This window comes from Rhodococcus sp. SMB37 (assembly GCF_004345605.1).
Taxonomy (GTDB): domain Bacteria; phylum Actinomycetota; class Actinomycetes; order Mycobacteriales; family Mycobacteriaceae; genus Rhodococcus.
The window spans coordinates 104544-121653 of sequence record NZ_SLVY01000017.1 but is presented as its reverse complement, the minus strand read 5'-3'; the positions used below and the strand labels follow the sequence as shown (position 1 = coordinate 121653).

Annotated in this window: 13 protein-coding genes; 6 read left to right on the top strand and 7 right to left on the bottom strand. The window is 66.8% G+C overall.

The genetic code is table 11. From position 1 onward, the window contains the following. The first annotated feature begins 84 nt into the window (after window positions 1-84). A complete protein-coding gene (locus EV641_RS23500; protein WP_132474985.1) occupies window positions 85-2748 on the top strand; it encodes a LuxR family transcriptional regulator in 2664 nt (887 codons plus the stop codon). A gap of 7 nt (window positions 2749-2755) precedes the next feature. Here EV641_RS23500 and EV641_RS23495 read toward each other — a convergent pair whose 3' ends face one another. Beyond that, the gene (locus EV641_RS23495) at window positions 2756-3433 is read right to left on the bottom strand and encodes a PadR family transcriptional regulator (protein WP_241997416.1); all 678 of its coding nucleotides are present in this window, start codon (window positions 3431-3433) and stop codon (window positions 2756-2758) included. A gap of 109 nt (window positions 3434-3542) precedes the next feature. Here EV641_RS23495 and EV641_RS23490 point away from each other — a divergent pair, with 109 nt between their 5' ends. Next, a complete protein-coding gene (locus EV641_RS23490) occupies window positions 3543-5714 on the top strand; it encodes a DNA polymerase III subunit gamma and tau (RefSeq protein ID WP_132474983.1) in 2172 nt (723 codons plus the stop codon). Window positions 5715-5717: 3 nt separating this feature from the next. On the opposite strand, the gene EV641_RS23485 is transcribed toward EV641_RS23490, so the two are convergent. Continuing rightward, window positions 5718-6182 (bottom strand): helix-turn-helix domain-containing protein, encoded by a 465-nt coding sequence (locus tag EV641_RS23485; RefSeq protein WP_132474981.1) that lies wholly within the window; start codon window positions 6180-6182, stop codon window positions 5718-5720. Between the two features lie 91 nt (window positions 6183-6273). Here EV641_RS23485 and EV641_RS23480 point away from each other — a divergent pair, with 91 nt between their 5' ends. Continuing rightward, entirely contained in the window at window positions 6274-6705 is a 432-nt protein-coding gene (locus tag EV641_RS23480) for a PaaI family thioesterase (protein ID WP_054716491.1), read from the top strand. 17 nt (window positions 6706-6722) lie between these two features. Here EV641_RS23480 and EV641_RS23475 read toward each other — a convergent pair whose 3' ends face one another. Then, a complete protein-coding gene (locus EV641_RS23475) occupies window positions 6723-7553 on the bottom strand; it encodes a mycofactocin-coupled SDR family oxidoreductase (protein WP_132474979.1) in 831 nt (276 codons plus the stop codon). 197 nt (window positions 7554-7750) lie between these two features. Here EV641_RS23475 and EV641_RS23470 point away from each other — a divergent pair, with 197 nt between their 5' ends. Next, window positions 7751-8740: an intradiol ring-cleavage dioxygenase gene (locus tag EV641_RS23470; protein WP_132474977.1), complete on the top strand. Its 990-nt coding sequence runs from the start codon at window positions 7751-7753 to the stop codon at window positions 8738-8740. 26 nt (window positions 8741-8766) lie between these two features. On the opposite strand, the gene EV641_RS23465 is transcribed toward EV641_RS23470, so the two are convergent. From EV641_RS23465 to EV641_RS29940, 4 genes are all read right to left on the bottom strand, one after another. Next, window positions 8767-10056: a hypothetical protein gene (locus EV641_RS23465; RefSeq protein ID WP_132474975.1), complete on the bottom strand. Its 1290-nt coding sequence runs from the start codon at window positions 10054-10056 to the stop codon at window positions 8767-8769. A 63-nt stretch (window positions 10057-10119) separates the two neighbouring features. After that, window positions 10120-11919 carry an Hsp70 family protein gene (locus EV641_RS23460; protein WP_132474973.1) on the bottom strand — a complete coding sequence of 600 codons (1800 nt, stop codon included), beginning with the start codon at window positions 11917-11919 and terminating at the stop codon, window positions 10120-10122. A 19-nt stretch (window positions 11920-11938) separates the two neighbouring features. Beyond that, a complete protein-coding gene (gene grpE / locus EV641_RS23455; protein WP_054716499.1) occupies window positions 11939-12247 on the bottom strand; it encodes a nucleotide exchange factor GrpE in 309 nt (102 codons plus the stop codon). Between the two features lie 6 nt (window positions 12248-12253). Then, on the bottom strand, window positions 12254-13279 hold the full coding sequence (locus EV641_RS29940; protein WP_241997415.1) for a hypothetical protein: 1026 nt from the start codon (window positions 13277-13279) through the stop codon (window positions 12254-12256). Between the two features lie 330 nt (window positions 13280-13609). Here EV641_RS29940 and EV641_RS23445 point away from each other — a divergent pair, with 330 nt between their 5' ends. Then, the gene (locus EV641_RS23445) at window positions 13610-14824 is read left to right on the top strand and encodes an acetyl-CoA C-acetyltransferase (RefSeq protein WP_132474971.1); all 1215 of its coding nucleotides are present in this window, start codon (window positions 13610-13612) and stop codon (window positions 14822-14824) included. Window positions 14825-14858: 34 nt separating this feature from the next. After that, window positions 14859-16991, top strand: coding sequence for a 3-hydroxyacyl-CoA dehydrogenase NAD-binding domain-containing protein (locus EV641_RS23440; protein ID WP_277874523.1), 2133 nt, complete (start codon window positions 14859-14861; stop codon window positions 16989-16991). Window positions 16992-17110: the final 119 nt, after the last annotated feature.

Genomic DNA, 17110 nt, shown 5'->3' with positions numbered 1-17110 from the left:
CGTGCCCCAGACATCCGTCGAACGACGTAGGTGGTTCTGCCGTATCGGCGTCCGAACGGACATAACCGACCTAATCTTGACCTCATGGCGGAAGGTCGGACACATCGCGGCGGTCTGGTCCGAGCCCTCACGGCCGACGTCCGCCGATACGTCCGGTGTACCGAACACGGCGCGATCGCACTGATCGGTTCGGTCGGACTGGGCAAGACCACTGTCTTGCGCGAGGTCGCCGACTCGCTGGACGATATCCGTGTCGTTGCAACCACGGCGGACGAAGTGGATTCACCTGTCCCGTTCTCCGTTGCCGGTCGCCTGTTCGCGAGGTGTACCGGTGTGACACCGGACCGCGAGATCGGCAGATACGACATCGACAGCCTCTACGCCGACGGCCCCGTCGTGCTCGTCGTCGACGACGCGCATCTCGCCGACGGCGAGTCCTTGACTCTGCTGCACAGGATCAGTGCGGTCTCGGCTCGACTGCCGCTCGCGGTGATGCTCGCGTACCGCCGGGTGCCGGAACGGGCGGCGCTGACGATGTTCGCCGCGCAACCTCACGCACGGACGGTCGAGCTCACTCCGCTGGACTCCGACGAGGTGGCCGCCGTCGTTCGCCGGCATCTCGGTGGCGATCCCGCTCCCGACCTGATCCGGTATCTCGGCCAGGCCGGTGGCAATCCGCTCCACGTCGGGCAGCTGCTCGACCTGCTCGCGCGCCGCGAGCACACCGCCGTCGACACCGGATCCGGCCTCATCACACTTCGCGGAACCGATGCGGAACTGTCCGGCCAGCTCGGGCGGAGTATCCGATCCCACCTCTCACGCCTCTCGCCACGGGTGCGTGACCTCGTGCAGGTGTTGGCTGTTGCGGACGGTCCGATGGGCGTCGAGGAACTCGCGGACATCGGTGGGGAGGCACCGGCCCGGTGCGCGGGTGCGGTCGCCGCCGCCGTCGACGCGGGAGTGTTGCGTTGGTCGGACGACGGCGATCTCGACTTCGTCGCACCCGCCTATCGGCAGATCGCGTACGACACCGTTGCACCCGGCATGCGCAGACTGCTGCATCACGCCGTCGCGGAAGCACTGGCCCGAGGTGGTGGGCCCGCCGCACGGTTGTCGGCTCATCGCGAACGGGCCGACGCACCCGGCACATTCGTGCCGAGTCGTCAGCCCAGTTCGGTACAGGTATTCGGGGTCTTCGATTCCGGTGAATTGGCGGCCACCGTTCGCGGCAACCCGCCCCTTGCGCGTGCCGCCGTGCTCGCGGAGTCCGGCCGATTCCGTGCGGCAGCAGAACTCGCCGACGGTGTGCTCGAGACCGAACGTGACGAACGCACATTCGCCCTGGTGGTGTCGTTGACGTCCCGCACTGTGCTCGGCGACGTGCCTCGTGCCCGAGCCTCGATCGACGAGCTGCTCCGATTGCCGTTGCCGCCGGAGGCACACGGGTGGTTCGAGCAATACCGCGAGTGGCTGGCTCTGATCGGGGGCGTCGGGCCGCTTCCGGGCGACGCGCCGGTTCCACCGGCCGCCGACCAGGAGTTGGCAGACTTCGGCCTCGACACGATCGTGCCGGGAGTCCACGCAGTGCTTTCCGGGGACGCCACCCTCGGGCTCGAATGGTTCGAACGCGGGGAACAGGCGGCGAGCGGACACGGCGTGCTCGATCGCGAGACGTCTGTGGCCGGAGCGTGGGCGATGTGGGCAGCGCTCTACGCGCACGGGCCGATCGTGGCGTTGGCGCGACGGACGCCTGTGCCGCGCCGCGCACACACGATGGCAGAGATGTGGCTGCTGCCGCTACACCACTCGGTCACGGCGTCGACTCTGTTCACGCTGGGGCGGTGGGACGAGGCGGTTGCCGCGTGCGACGATGCGCTCGTCGTTGCCGCACAGACGGATTCCGGTTGGACATCGTGGGCTGTGGCGACCGCTGCGCTGGTCGATGTGCACCGGGGCGATCTCGAATCCGCCGAGCGACGATTGCAGATGTGGGAGGCGGAGAACAGTCCACGGATGTTCGGGCTTCCCGATATCGACTACGTCCGTGCGGAATTGTGGAGTGCGCTCGGCGAACACGAGCGAGCCGGAGAGAGCGCCGCACAGGCGTGGCGTCTTGCGGTGGATGGCGGGCGGCTGGTGTGGGCGCTCCGATTCGGTCCGCACATCGCCCGGATTGCCGTGCAGACCTTTGACCGGGGCCTGTGCGCGCAGGTCTACGAAGTTTTCCAGGAGATGCGGTCGACCCGGTCGCCGGCGATCGCGCCGGCCGTCGAGTTCGTCGAGGCATTGAGCAAAGAGGACCCTGTGGGTCTGGCCGAGGTCGCCGACACATTCGCTGCGGGGGGCGACGCCGTTGCGGAGTTGGCGGCGCTGGAAGAGGCGGCGTGTGCTGCGGCAGCTTCGGCGAAGCGCGAGCAGGCGCATGTCCATGCTCGTCGTGCTCACGACCTTGCGGTACACCTCGGAGCGCGCACCGTCGCGGATCGGATCGCGAGCAGAGTGCGTGAGTGCGGTGTGTCGCTCGGCGCCGTCGGGTCGCGCAGAACCGCGCAGACCGGCTGGGAGTCGTTGACGGCGGCGGAGAGACGGGTCGCGATCCTGGTCGGGGAGGGGTTGACCGGTCCGCAGATCGCGGCGCGGCTCCGGGTGTCACCGAGGACGGTGCAGACCCACGTGTCGCACGCGCTCGCGAAACTCGGGCTTCGATCGCGGGTGGGGCTGGCGCGTGAGGCCCTCGCCCACCGGTGACCGGCCGTCAGATCTGATCGGTCGCGTCGGGTGCCGGATCGGTGTCCTCGGCGAGCAGCAGGTACAGCGACTTGCGTGCCTCGGCGAGTACCTTGTGTGCCGCGGTGATCTGGGCGTCGGTGCCGCTGACGGCGACCACACGTGCTGCGGTCTGCAGGTCGCGGAGTGCTCCCCGCAGGTCGGTGCTGTTTCCGTCGGCGGAATGCCCTGCGAACGGATCGGTCTGCTCGTTGGCGGGATCGTCGAGGTGGGCGCGCCCCTCGTCGGTCAGTGACACCAGTTTGCGTCCGGCGTCCTTCTCGACGCGGACGAGTCCTTCGTCCTCGAGCTGCGAGATGGTCGGGTAGATCGCTCCGGGGCTGGGTTTCCAGGCTCCGCCGGTGCGGTCGGCGATCGCCTGCATCAACTGGTACCCGTGCATGGGTTCGTCGGCGAGCAGTTGCAGGACGGCCGCGCGGACATCGCCTCGCTGTGCGCGTCCTCGGCGTCCGCCGCGATGCATGGGGCCACCGCGGTGACCTCTGCTGTGCGGGCCGTCACCGAAGGGACCGCCGCTGCGTCGCGGGTCGTCGCCCGGGAACGGCCCCCCGCGTCGGGGATCTTCGCCCAGGAACGGGCCCTCGGTGAAGAACTGATTGATGGCGTGGGCGCGGCGTCCGCCGCGCATCTGTCGTGTGTTTCGCATGGTGCGAACTCCTTATCGTTGTTGATGCAGTCACGATATTTCACGATATATCGTTTGTCAAGAAAGGCGCCGTTCGAATGTTGTCGGCGCGCGCCGGTACTCTCGGCGCGTGGCCCTGTACCGGAAGTATCGACCCGCGACCTTCGCCGAGGTGGTGGGGCAGGAGCATGTCACCGCGCCCCTCAGTACGGCTCTCGACACGGGGCGTATCAACCACGCATATCTGTTCTCGGGTCCGCGCGGCTGCGGTAAGACGTCGTCGGCGCGCATCCTCGCCCGGTCGCTCAACTGTGAACAGGGCCCCACCTCGACGCCGTGTGGGGAGTGCCGATCGTGCGTGTCGCTCGGCCCCGGCGGGGGAGGCAACCTCGACGTCACCGAACTCGACGCGGCCAGCCACGGCGGCGTCGACGACACCCGCGAGCTACGCGATCGAGCGTTCTATGCACCGGCCGAGTCCCGGTACCGGATCTTCATCATCGACGAGGCACACATGGTCACCACGCAGGGATTCAACGCCCTGCTCAAGATCGTGGAGGAGCCACCGGAACACCTGATCTTCGTGTTCGCGACCACCGAACCGGAGAAGGTGCTCCCCACCATTCGGTCGCGAACGCATCACTACCCGTTCCGGTTGCTCCCTCCCGCCACGATGCGAGGTCTTCTCGAGAAGATCTGTGTCCAGGAGAACGTGCCGGTCGAGGACACGGTGTATCCGCTGGTCATCCGTGCCGGCGGCGGTTCGCCCCGAGATTCGCTGTCCGTCATGGACCAGCTCCTCGCGGGGGCGGGGCCCGAGGGTGTCACCTATCCGCGCGCCCTGTCGCTGCTCGGAGTCACCGATGTCGCGCTGATCGACGAAGCCGTCGACGCACTGGCGGCCGGCGATGGTGCCGCGCTCTTCGGCACTATCGAGAAGGTCATGGACGCCGGACACGATCCGCGTCGCTTCGCGATCGACCTCCTGGAACGTCTCCGCGACCTCATTCTCATGCGCAACGTGCCGGATGCCGCAGACCGCGGACTCGTCGATGCTCCCGGCGATGTGCTCGAGCGCATGCGTGACGAGGCCTCGCGGCTCGGCCCGGCCACGCTCACCCGCTACGCGGAGATCATCCATGCCGGGCTCGGCGAGATGCGCGGCGCGACGGCACCGCGCCTGTTGCTCGAGGTGATGTGCGCTCGGATGCTGCTCCCCTCGGCATCCGACGCGGAATCCGCGGTACTCCAGCGGCTGGAGCGGCTCGAGCAGGGATTCGTCCCGGGCCAGGCCGCGAACGGCGTAGCGGTGGCGGCAGCGAGTTCCGCCTCGGCTCCGGCTCCGGCAGCGCCGGAACCTGCCGCCGCTCCGATCGCGCCCGACGAACCGGCAGCGCGTTTCCAGCGTCCGTCCCAGCGCCGTGCAGCCGATCCGGCACCGAGCGAGGCGGCCGTCCCGCCGTCCCCGGAATCCGAGCCGCCGGCGCCGGAGCCTGTTCGGGCTCCCGAGCCGCGTGCTGAGACGCCGCCTCCTCCACCTGCGGTGCCGCAACCGGCTCCCGAGCCTGAGCCGGTGGCCCTGGAGCCTGAGCCGACACCCGAGCCCGAGCCGGTGGCTCCTGAGCCCGAGCCCGAGCCGGAACCTGCCGCGGCGTCGGGGCCCGACGCCGCCGGGATCCGTGGGGTGTGGTCCGAGGTTCGTGCCAAGGTGCGTGCCCGCAGCAAGACCGTGGAGGTCATGCTGTCCGGTGCCACGGTCCGCGAAGTCGATGGCACCCGGGTTGTCCTGGTTCACGATTCGGCGCCGCTGGTCAAGCGACTCGCCGAGCCGCGCAACGCGACCGTGATCGCCGATGCGCTCCGCGAATTGTTCGGTGCCGATTTCGAGGTCACGTGTGTCCACGGGTCTGCCGCACCTGCATCGGCAAAAGCTGCTGCGGCACCGAAACAGTCGCGCCCCACCGGGCAGCCGCGGTTCTCGCGGCCCAGCCAGGCCAAGCGGGCGCCCGCACCGGATGCATCGTCGTCTCCCGGCAACGGCGAGGGTGCAGCGCCGCAGTCGCGTTCCGAGTACGACGACATTCCGCCGCCCGACGGCCCAGATCTGCCCGACGACCCCGGTCCGGATTCGAATTACGATGCGCCGCCACCGGACCCGTCGGCGATCTCGCAGGAGGACGTCGACGAGATGTTCGCCGAAGCCGCGACGCCGGCAGACCCGTCGACCCGTCGCGACCCCGAGGAAGTGGCGATGGAATTGCTCAAGGACGTGCTGGGCGCTCGGCCGATCGACGAGAAGTAGCGGTCAGTCCGCTCGCTGCGCGCCGGGGCCGGGGAGTACGTCCGCGTCGCGCGGCTCGACTCGATGGCCCGCCTCGCAGCGCACGACTGCCGCGATGGACTCACCACAGTCGTGGTGCCGCACCGTGAGGGCCGGCCCTTCCGGGTCGGCGCAGTACCGGTCGCCCCACTGCAGTAGCGCGATGAGGATCGGATACAGATCCCGGCCCTTGTCGGTGAGCCGGTATTCGTGACGGGTCCGGTGTCCCGACTCCTGGTAGGGCACGGTGTCGAGCACGCCCGCGTCGACGAGAGTGCGCAGTCGCGCAGACAGGACCGGTTCGGAGATGCCCGTGTGCCGGCGCATCTGCTCGAATCTCCGCACGCCGTTGAAGACCTCGCGAAGGACGAGCATCGTCCACTTCTCGCCGATGATGTTCATCGTTCGCTGAACCGAGCAGTTGTCGGTGCTGTAGTCGAGCCACTGCATACGACGAGCCTAGCTGAGTGTGTCCTTGACAGGCAGCTCTACTCCTGGCTAACTGTGATTTGAGAAGCCAGCGGTGGAGTGAGGAGAACCCATGTCGGACACCAACGGAACTGCGGCGGTACCGGACGCATCGCTCGCGGCTGCGAGCCGATTCGTCGCCGCGAGCGGATTCGTCGTCGAGGAGGCGACACCGACGCGAGTGTCCGGATACGTCGAACTCGGCGAAGACCACCTCACCCCGTGGGGCGTCGTGCACGGCGGTGTCTACGCCACGATCGTGGAGAGCGCGGGCAGCATCGGAGCCAGCGCCGCAGTCGTCGACCGCGGTCAATTCGCCGTCGGTGTGCACAACGCCACCGACTTCCTCCGGTCCAGCAAGGGATGCCGCGCAGCGGTGGTCGCCGAGCCGATCCAGCAGGGCCGCACACAGCAACTGTGGCAGGTGATCATCAGCGATACCGAGACCGACAAGGTTCTCGCTCGCGGTCAGCTGCGACTGCAGAACATTCCGCTACCTGCGTGAGCTTCCGCTCAGCCGATTCAGCGGATGAGGTTGCCGAGATCGATCGGCACCTGCGCACCGGTGATGTACTTGGCCTCGTCGGAGCAGACCCACGCAACCACCGAGGCGACGTCGTCGGCCTGAAGAATCTGATATGGCAGCGAATTCATGTAGATAGGGCCGAGCGTGGAGCCGTATTCCGCGATCAGCGGATGCAGATCCGAGACGGTCATACCTGTCTCGACCCCGGCGGGATGAACGGTGTTGACCCGGATGCGATGCTCGCCAAGCTCGTTGGCCATGGTCTTCGCGAGACCGACGATTCCGTGCTTCGTCGCGGCGTAGTGCCCCGTGAACGGGGTGCCCTTGATTCCCGACACCGAGCTGGTGAACACGATCGAGCCGCCGTCGCCCGTCGCGAGCAGGTGAGGTACTGCGGCCTTCGCAGTGTGGAACACACCGGTCAGGTTCACATCGACGGTCTCTTTCCACTGTTCGAGGGTGATCTCCCACGACAGCCCGCCCGAGCAGATGCCGGCGTTGGCGATGACGACGTCGAGCCGCCCGAATGCGTCGACCCCCGCTGCGAGAGCCTGCGAGAGTGCATCGAAGTCGCGCACGTCGGCGACGGTGGCGGCGATGCGTCGCCCGGTCGCCTCCACCAGACGGACGGTCTCGTCGAGATCGTCGCGCGTGGCCCCGGCATACGCGGTCGACGAGAACTCGATGCACGCGTCGACGGCGATGATGTCGGCGCCTTCCTGCGCGAACCGGACTGCTTCGGCGCGACCCTGTCCGCGCGCTGCCCCGGTGATGAACACGACCTTGTTTGCGAATCGGTGGGATTCGGGGTGGCCGATCGAGGTCATTCGGGGCTCCTTGGGATCTGATGTGCCTGTCCGGCGATTCTGTGGGGAGTCGCCGTGTTCAGGGCCGGGCACTCCCGCTGAGCGAGAAGCCGCGATTCACAGCGAACTCCCAGCAATACCGCAGCGGAGTCACTGCGTGCCGCCTCAGACTGGGTGGTGATCTGCGGCGACCCTCGGTCGGTGCACGGGAAGGAGACATGGTGAGGAAACAGTCCTCGAACACCCACCAGGACACATACGAAGGGCGCAGCCTGCCCAGGCCACACGACGAGATCGTCGACCAGGGCTTGGCGTTCGACGTCGGTACCTTGCTGAGCCGACGCAAGATGCTCACGTTCTTCGGGTTGGGTGCCGCAACGGTGGGCCTGGCTGCGTGCGGGGGCGGGAACAGCGGCACTACCGCATCCGCGACGTCGACGACGGCTGCGGCCTCCGGCCTCACGGAGATCCCCGACGAGACGGCCGGGCCCTACCCGGGTGACGGATCCAACGGCCCGGACGTGCTCGAACAGAGCGGGATCGTGCGCAGTGACATCCGTTCGAGCTTCGGTGACGCATCCGCGACGGCCGAGGGGATCCCGATGACGCTCGAGTTGTCCATCGCCGACCTGGCGGCGGGAGGAGTTCCCTTCGTCGGGACGGCGGTGTACGTGTGGCACTGCAACCGCGAAGGCGGCTACTCGTTGTACTCGGAGGGCATCACCGAGGAGAACTACCTGCGCGGCGTGCAGATCGCGGACGCTGACGGAAAGGTGCGGTTCACCAGTATCTTCCCTGCGGCCTATCCCGGCCGGTGGCCCCACATCCACTTCGAGGTGTACCCGGACGAGGCATCCATCACCGACTCGACCAATGCCATCGCCACCTCTCAGGTGGCTCTCCCGCAGGACGTGAGCGAAGCGGTCTACGCCACACCGGGTTATGAGGCGTCGGTTGCCAATCTGGCGGCGCTCACCCTCGAGACCGACAACGTCTTCGGCGACGACGGCGGTGCGAGCCAACTCGGCACGGTCACCGGCGACATCACCAACGGATACCACGTCGTTCTTGCTGTCGGTGTCGATACGACCACGGAGCCCACGGGCGGAAACATGCCGGGTGGAATGCCGCCCGGTGGAATGCCGCCCGGTGGAATGCCCCCGGGAGGAACACCGCCGAGCGGTATGCCCGGCCCTCCCACCAACTGACGGGAGATGCCGGGCCGGGTTGCGGCTCAGTTCTCGCCGAGCCCCATCTCCTCTGCCCGGACGAACTTCTTGTACTGGGCGGCCACCCGCTGCGGCACCGTCCGCAGGGTGTCCGAATCGGGGTCGGTGTTCCCGACGGACCGGTGTCCCACGATCTGAGCGACGTACGGACCGTATGTCATCATGCAGTCCATCAACCTGCCCTGAGCGGTGTCACCGGCCCTGCAGACTGTGTCGGGAATATCCTGCGGTGCAGGCTCATCGACCAGATCGGGATATGTTTCGAGGGTCTGCTCGAGAAACGCGTCGCGCAATTCCCGGGCGGACTCGGGCCCGCTGGTGCGGTAGACGGTCGAATTGGCCAGAGCAATGCGATCGGTTCCCGTGGCTTCGAAGAGTTCGGCGGTATCGGCGGGATGCGAATCGAAGTGCAGCCACCCGAGCGGTCCGTAGACGGCCGTGTCGGAATTCCTGGCGTACTCGTTCTCGGTGAAACCGACCGCGCGTGCGAGAACCTTGTCGAGATCCACCGGGAGCGACTCGATCTCGTCGGTCGGTGAGAACGGGAACTGCTCGATCAGCGGAAGTTGCGCTTCGACGGCGCGCGTCGTGGTGTCGGAGTTCCACTCGACGTCGTTGTCGTCGGCGGAGGTGTAGGTGTAGACGACGTGCGGTCCCCGCGCGGTGAAGGTCGACATGCTTGCGGTGTCGATGCCGTCCCAGTGATAGGTCGTCGCGAGTGTATCGGGCAGCTGCGGAATCGATGTCGGTGTCTGTGGGCCCGAGGCCAATCCGACGTCGTCCGGGGCAAGTGCATTGTCGTGCAGGGCGGCAGCGGCCTGGGCGGCACTGTCCGCGTCGGGGAAGCGCCACACAGCGACACCGAGCTGGCGGGAGTCGTCGGGTGTACTGCTGAAGCTGCCGAAACCGGTGATGACGCCGAATGATTTGGCCACGTCATCGGCACCGCCACCGCTCAGGACCTTACCGATTCCGCCGACGCCGACTCCCGTTGCCATGCCGCCACCGTCCGTGAGGGTGGGGTCGATGGCGTAGGGGTGGATCACGAACTCGGCCATGCGCTGACCCTCGACTGCGGGGCCGAAGTCCCCGGCCGACTGGCCTTCGGCCATGAAGTCGCGTGGTTCGACGTTGTAGTCGCCACTGTCGAGTGCGGTGCTGTCGAATGTTCCTGTGGAGCTGTTGGTTCCGGTCGCGGTGCCTTCGGCGATGGCAGCACCGTCGGCGGTGCTGCTGCAGCCGGCCAGAGCGAGGGAGACTGCCGTGGTGGCGAGAAAGACGCGTGAGGTACGCATGCTGGGGTGATACTCCTTGTCCTGCAGTCGCGGCAGGGTGTCGTGAGGATGGGGCAGGATGGATCAGGCTGGGGTGAAACCGATTTCGGTGAGGAGTGTCATTCCCTGTTCGATGGAGTCGGCAGAGAACTGGACGAGCAGTCCCGTCGATCGGTCGATGGCGGTGAAGTACGTGCCGTCCTGGCCCTGATCGATGATTCGGTTGTTGTCCGACGAGACGATCTTGGTGTTGCCGTCGTTGCTGTCGCGGAGGCGTATGAAGTTCGAGCGCGCGTATTGGTCGTCGCGCCACGCGGTGACCGCTTCGTAGTCGTGCTGGTCCATACCGATCGCTTTTCCTAGTGAGGAATCGGGATTGACCAGGCAACGCACCTGCAGGGCTCCCTGGGTACTGAATCCCGATTTGTTGCATTCGCTGCTCGCGTCGATGAGCTTTCGTGGAAGCAGCGCGGTGACGTCGTCGTAGGTCTCGCTGACGTAGCTCGAGTCCGGCGTGGCGGGCGGTTTACCGCCGTTGTCCGGTGCGGCCGCGGCTTCGGTGGTTGTCGCGGTTGCTTCTGCGGCCTGGGCATCGTCCTGGGTTCCGTAATAGAAGCCCGCCGCCGCGATGAGCACGGCTGCCACAGCTCCTCCGGCGAGCACCATCACCCTCCGGTTGTTGCGCGTCGACGTCGACGAAGAGGTATTCGGTTCGACGAACGCCGCAGCCCTCGGCGGGGGAGCCGACGTGGCGTTCCGGGAACGCCTCCGCTCGAGCACCTCGGTGTCGACCATCGCGGGCGGGTCGGTGACACGACCACCGGCGACGAACCCGGCGGCGCCCTTCGCTACGACGGTTTTCGGGTCGTCGAGTGTGGCGATCGGTCCGAGCTCGGCCAGCCTACGGTGCACGTAAGGGATTCGGGACGATCCGCCGGTCAGGTACAACGCCTGCAGGCCGCCGCCACCGATACCGGCGTCGCGCAACACTCCGCGGGCGAGGTGGACGGCACGGGTGATCTGCGGTTCGATCAGCTGCTCGAATTCGTCCCGGGTGAGGGTCAGGGTCATGTCCGACCCGTTGCCCCGGACCCGGATCGTTGCCGACGGAGCTTCGGAGAGGAGTTCCTTCGCCTTACGGATCTGGTCGTCGAGGGTCCGGCGGGTCTCGAGACCGTCCGGTGTGCGCAGCCACGCTGCGAGCTGCGGGTTCTCCTCGGCCAGATGCTGTTCGACCCACCGTGCGATCGCACCGTCGAGGCTCTTGCCGCCGAGTGCATTGTCGCCACCGGCACGCAGAACCTCGAAGGTCCACTCGTTCGTTGCGGTGAGGACGGCCACGTCGAGCGTTCCGCCACCGAAGTCGAACACGGCGATCGTCGAGCCCTTCACGATTTTCGCGTCGTGCTGACGTGAGTAGTAGAACGCCGCTGCGCGAGGCTCGGAGATCAGCGAGACGCTCCCGCCGAGCCCTGCGATCGACGCGGCCTCTCGCAGCACCGACAGTTCTCGTGACGACCATGCCTCGGGGTGTGTGAGCACGACCTCCGCCGGCGGTTCGTTGTTGTGGCGTTGGAGTGCCTGTCCGTACACGGTGCGCAGCACGGCCGCGATGATCGACGAGACGGGAACCTCCCGGTCTCGGACGACGATCGAGCCTGCGACCACGAGTGACTTCGGTGCGACCACGAATCCGGCGGGGTCGAGCGACGCCTGGTTGAGCGCCACATCCCCGGTCGACATCGCATTCTGACCGACGAATACCGACGACGACAGGGCGTTGCCCGTGTGCGTCAGCGGAAGTGTCTCGACCCGGTCGGGTCCGATACGGTGCGCTGCGGCGGTGTTGGACGTGCCGAAGTCGACCGCTAGGACCCAGCTCATCGGTAACTCTCCCTCATGATCATCGGTGCACACGCACCTTCACTTCGACGTAGCGGATCATATGGCCGCGGTGTCGCCAGCCTGCTCGGACGGTCGCCTCGATCGTGTTCACGTCCGTCTCGCACGTTGCGGGCACCACCTCGATCGCGCGGTGGAGGGTGGGGTCGAACGGCGTGCCCGCCGGAGCGGTCACGCGGTCGACCCCCAACCCGGCGAGTCGGTCGATGATGTCGGTGCGCTCGTCGCCCTCTGCCGCCACGTCGGCCGCGGTGATCAGGTCGTCGATCCGATCGGCGATCGGAGGCGTACCTGCATCATCGGTCGTCATGGGCGATCAGGCGAGGTCGGTGTTGTACTCCGAGCTGCTGCCGGAGTCGAACTCGCTGACATCGATGTAGTCGTCGGCGACACCGTCACCGTCGTAGTCCACCGCACCGGTGTGCAGATCGACCACGGCGTCGACCTCGCCGTCTCCGTCGGCATCGATCGCGGCGATATCGAGGCTGCCGTCGCCATCGGAGTCGACTGCGGAGATGTCGACCAGTCCGTCGCCGTCGGTGTCCAGCGAGATCTGGTCGAGCACGCCGTCGCCGTCGCTGTCGGTGATGTTGGCATCGATGCGGCCGTCGCCGTCGAGGTCGACGGTGGTCAGATCCACCACGCCGTCGCCGTTGGTGTCGTAGTCGACGTAGTGCGAGCCGTCCGAGCCCGAGTACTCGTCGAGGACCACCGGCTCGGAGCCGGATGCGCCGGAAGTCGCGGACCCGGAGTTGCCCGACGTGACCGCACCCGTCTCGCTCGAGCCGGACGATGCGGCGCGTTCGCTCGAGTCGGAGGCCGACGAGTTCGAACCGGCGACACCGGTGTCGAACGATGCGGAGCGGTCGGTGGAATCAGTGGCCGAGGAGGAGATTCCGGCGTTGGCGGAGTCGGACGACGAAGCGCTGTTGCGCGAGTCGGACGCCGAGGAGGACGCACCGACCGAGGCAGACGAGCCGCTGTCGCTAGCCGATCCGTACGACGAGTCGGAGCTGCTCGACCCCGACGAGTCGTAGCGCTCGTAACGCTCGTACGACTCGTAGCTCACGGAGCCCTGGTCGCTGGCCGAGGACGATCCGAACGAGGAGTCGCTGTCGTACGAGGAGTTGGAGCCGTAGGACGAGTCGGCGCGGTCGCTCGCGGCGGCCGCGGAGTCTGCGGAGGATGCGGTCGAGCCGAACGATGCGTCCGAGCGGGTGCTGTCGGTCGACTCTGCGGTCTCCGCGGACGATGCGGCACCGAAGCCGGCGTCGGAGCGGGTGCTGTCGGTGGACTCGGTGGCGGAGTTGGCCGAGGTGTTGGAGAAGAATCCGCTGGTCATGGTGTGCTCGCTTTCCATCGGTACGTTCGGATGCCGGTGACGGGGCGTTCGTGTGTGTCGGTGATATGAGGCGTGGGCGGGGCGAAAAGTTCCCGTCGAACTCGAGATTCTCGCAAGTTCTCCTATTTCGGCAGGTCAACGCGACGTGAAGCGCAGAAGAATGTGTAGTGGAGCGCCTCCGCCCGGGTCGGTTCGGTCACGGAGCCCGATCGGTTCGGTCCTTATCGCGGCCGAGATGCGCTCTTACGGTGGAATCGGAAGGTTGGGCGCGGACGTCCCCATGTGATGTCGCGTCACCACACCGTCAGCACGGGAAGGAACCTGCGCACTGTGACCACCGAGGCATTCATCTATGAAGCCATCCGAACCCCCCGCGGCCGCGGCAAGAAGAACGGCTCGCTGCACTCCGTCAAGCCGATCTCCCTGGTTACCGGCCTGATCGACGAGCTGCGTGTCCGCTTCCCCGATCTCGACGAGGATCGCATCTCCGACCTGATCCTCGGCATCGTCGGTCCGGTGGGCGACCAGGGCGCGGACATGGCCCGCGCCGCCGCCACCGCGGCCGGACTGCCCGACACCGTCGGCGGAATCCAGATCAATCGCTTCTGCGCGTCCGGCCTCGAGGCTGTGAACACCGCAGCACAGAAGGTGCGATCAGGCTGGGACGAGCTCGTCATCGCCGGTGGCGTCGAGTCCATGTCGCGTGTGCCGATGGGCTCCGACGGCGGCCCGTGGGGCCTGGACCCGGCCACCAACTACGACACCTACTTCGTGCCCCAGGGTGTCGGCGCCGATCTCATCGCGACGATCGAGGGCTTCTCCCGCGAGGATGTCGACGCCTATGCTCTGCGTTCGCAGCAGCTCGCCGCCGCTGCGTGGTCGGGTGGATACTTCGCCAAGTCCGTCGTCCCCGTGAAGGACCAGAACGGCCTGACGATCCTCGACCAGGACGAGCACATGCGTCCCGACACGACTCTCGCGGGTCTGGCAGGCCTGAAGCCGTCGTTTGCCACGGTCGGTGAGGTCGGCGGATTCGACGCCGTTGCCCTGCAGAAGTTCCACTTCGTGGAGAAGATCAACCACGTCCACCATGGCGGCAACAGCTCGGGCATCGTCGACGGCGCCGCGCTGGTACTCGTCGGCACCGAGAAGGTCGGTAACGACCTCGGCCTGACCCCGCGTGCACGCGTCGTCGCGACCGCCACCTCGGGTGCCGACTCGACAATCATGCTCACCGGCCCGACGCCGGCGACGAAGAAGGTTCTCGCCACCGCGGGCCTGACGGTCGACGACATCGACCTGTTCGAGATCAACGAGGCCTTCGCCTCGGTCGTCCTGAAGTTCCAGAAGGACCTGAACATCCCGGACGAGAAGCTCAACGTCAATGGTGGCGCCATCGCCATGGGTCACCCGCTCGGGGCGACCGGTGCCATGATCCTCGGCACGATGGTCGACGAGCTCGAGCGTCGCGGCCTGCGTCGTGCCCTGCTCACCCTTTGCGTCGGTGGCGGCATGGGCGTGGCCACCATCATCGAGCGCGTCTGATACCGGAAGGATCCGAAATACAGTGACCGACAACATGATTTCCTGGGATCAGGACGCCGACGGCATCGTCGTCCTCACGCTCGACGACCCCAACCAGGGCGCGAACACGATGAACGCGCTCTACAAGGCGTCGATGAAGGCGACCGTCGATCGTCTCGTCGCCGAGAAGGACTCCCTCAGCGGTGTCGTCATCACCTCTGCGAAGAAGACCTTCTTCGCCGGCGGCGACCTGCGCAACATCATCGAGATCGGACCCGGCGACGCGCAAGCCGCGTTCAACGAGGTCGAGGACATCAAGTCCGACCTGCGTCGCCTCGAAACCCTCGGTAAGCCGGTCGTGGCCGCCATCAACGGTGCAGCGCTCGGCGGTGGCCTGGAGATCGCACTCGCGACCCACCACCGTATTGCTGCCGATGTCAAGGGCATCCAGATCGGCCTGCCCGAGGCGAGCCTCGGTCTGCTGCCCGGAGGCGGAGGTGTCACCCGCACCGTTCGTCTGCTCGGCCTGCAGACCGCTCTGCTCTCGGTTCTGCTGCAGGGCAACAAGTACAACGCGGTCAAGGCCAAGGAGCTCGGTCTCGTCCACGAGGTCGTCGGCAGCATCGAGGAGCTCGTCCCTGCCGCCAAGGCCTGGATCAAGGCCAACCCCGAGGGTGGCGTGCAGCCGTGGGACACCAAGGGCTACAAGATCCCCGGTGGTACCCCGTCGTCGCCTGCGTTCGCGGCGAACCTCCCGGCCTTCCCCGCAAACCTGCGCAAGCAGCTCAAGGGTGCCCCGATGCCGGCTCCGCGTGCGATCATGTCCGCAGCCGTCGAAGGCGCGCAGGTCGATTTCGACAATGCGTCGACCATCGAGTCTCGGTACTTCACCGAGCTCGCCACCGGCCAGGTCGCGAAGAACATGATTCAGGCGTTCTTCTTCGACATGCAGTCCATCAGCTCGGGCGCGTCGCGTCCGAAGGATGTGCCGAAGCGCGAGATCAAGAAGGTCGGCGTGCTCGGTGCGGGCATGATGGGCGCCGGCATCGCATACGTGTCGGCGAAGGCCGGGTTCGACGTCGTGCTCAAGGACGTCACCGCCGAGGCCGCAGAGCGCGGCAAGAACTACTCGGTCAAGATCGAGGAGAAGGCGCTCTCGCGTGGCAAGACCACCGAGGAGAAGTCGAAGGCGCTTCTGGATCGAATCCACCCGACCGCCGACGCCGCAGATCTGTCGGGCGTCGACTTCGTCATCGAGGCCGTCTTCGAGAACACCGAGCTCAAGCACAAGGTGTTCCAGGAGATCGAAGACGTCGTCGAGCCCGACGCGCTGCTCGGTTCCAACACGTCGACGCTGCCGATCACGGGTCTCGCGACGGGCGTGAAGCGTCCCGAGGACTTCATCGGTATCCACTTCTTCTCGCCGGTCGACAAGATGCCGCTGGTCGAGATCATCAAGGGTGAGAAGACCTCCGATGAGGCGCTGGCCCGCGTGTTCGATTACACGCTCGCGATCCGCAAGACCCCGATCGTGGTCAACGACAGCCGCGGCTTCTTCACCTCGCGCGTGATCGGCACGTTCGTGAACGAGGCCATCGCGATGCTCGGCGAGGGCATCGAGCCCGCGACGATCGAGCAGGCCGGCTCGCAGGCGGGATACCCGGCGCCGCCGCTGCAGTTGACCGACGAGCTGAACATGAAGCTCATGCAGAAGATTGCGAAGGAGACCGCGGAGGCTGCGGCGCAGGGCGACACCAAGCTCGGCACCACTCGCCACCCCGCGATCGACGTCGTCGACTTCATGGTCGAGGCCGGTCGTCCGGGTCGTCTCGAGAAGGCCGGTTTCTACGAGTACGACGAGAACGGCAAGCGTCTGGGCATCTGGCAGGGCGTGCGCGATCACTACAAGACCGTGGCGACCCTCGATGTGCCGGTGCAGGATCTGATCGACCGCATGCTGTTCGCCGAGGCCATCGAGACCCAGAAATGCTTCGACGAGGGCGTGCTCACCACGACCGCCGACGCCAACATCGGCTCGATCCTCGGTATCGGCTTCCCGGCCTGGACCGGTGGTGTCGCGCAGTACATCGTCGGATACCCGGGTGGTAAGGAAGGTTTCGTGAAGCGGGCCGAGGAACTCGCCGCCAAGTACGGCGAGCGTTTCACACCGCCTGCGAGCCTGCGCTAGCGCGCCCGTGCGTGGTTCTGGTAGCACGCACTACCGAAACCACGCACGATTTATCCACAGACAGGGGCCCTCGAACGTGTTCGAGGGCCCCTGTCGTGCGTGGGTGCTACATCATCGTT

Excerpts from the sequence above, each read along its gene's own strand:
- grpE (WP_054716499.1), bottom strand. The coding sequence starts at position 12,247 with ATGACGACCGATGATGCAGGTACGCCTCCGATCGCCGATCGGATCGAC.
- EV641_RS23475 (WP_132474979.1), bottom strand. The coding sequence starts at position 7,553 with ATGACCTCGATCGGCCACCCCGAATCCCACCGATTCGCAAACAAGGTC.
- EV641_RS23480 (WP_054716491.1), top strand. The coding sequence starts at position 6,274 with ATGTCGGACACCAACGGAACTGCGGCGGTACCGGACGCATCGCTCGCG.
- EV641_RS23495 (WP_241997416.1), bottom strand. The coding sequence starts at position 3,433 with ATGCGAAACACACGACAGATGCGCGGCGGACGCCGCGCCCACGCCATC.
- EV641_RS23500 (WP_132474985.1), top strand. The coding sequence starts at position 85 with ATGGCGGAAGGTCGGACACATCGCGGCGGTCTGGTCCGAGCCCTCACG.
- EV641_RS23460 (WP_132474973.1), bottom strand. The coding sequence starts at position 11,919 with ATGAGCTGGGTCCTAGCGGTCGACTTCGGCACGTCCAACACCGCCGCA.
- EV641_RS23440 (WP_277874523.1), top strand. The coding sequence starts at position 14,859 with ATGATTTCCTGGGATCAGGACGCCGACGGCATCGTCGTCCTCACGCTC.
- EV641_RS23465 (WP_132474975.1), bottom strand. The coding sequence starts at position 10,056 with ATGCGTACCTCACGCGTCTTTCTCGCCACCACGGCAGTCTCCCTCGCT.
- EV641_RS23470 (WP_132474977.1), top strand. The coding sequence starts at position 7,751 with ATGGTGAGGAAACAGTCCTCGAACACCCACCAGGACACATACGAAGGG.
- EV641_RS29940 (WP_241997415.1), bottom strand. The coding sequence starts at position 13,279 with ATGACCAGCGGATTCTTCTCCAACACCTCGGCCAACTCCGCCACCGAG.
- EV641_RS23485 (WP_132474981.1), bottom strand. The coding sequence starts at position 6,182 with ATGCAGTGGCTCGACTACAGCACCGACAACTGCTCGGTTCAGCGAACG.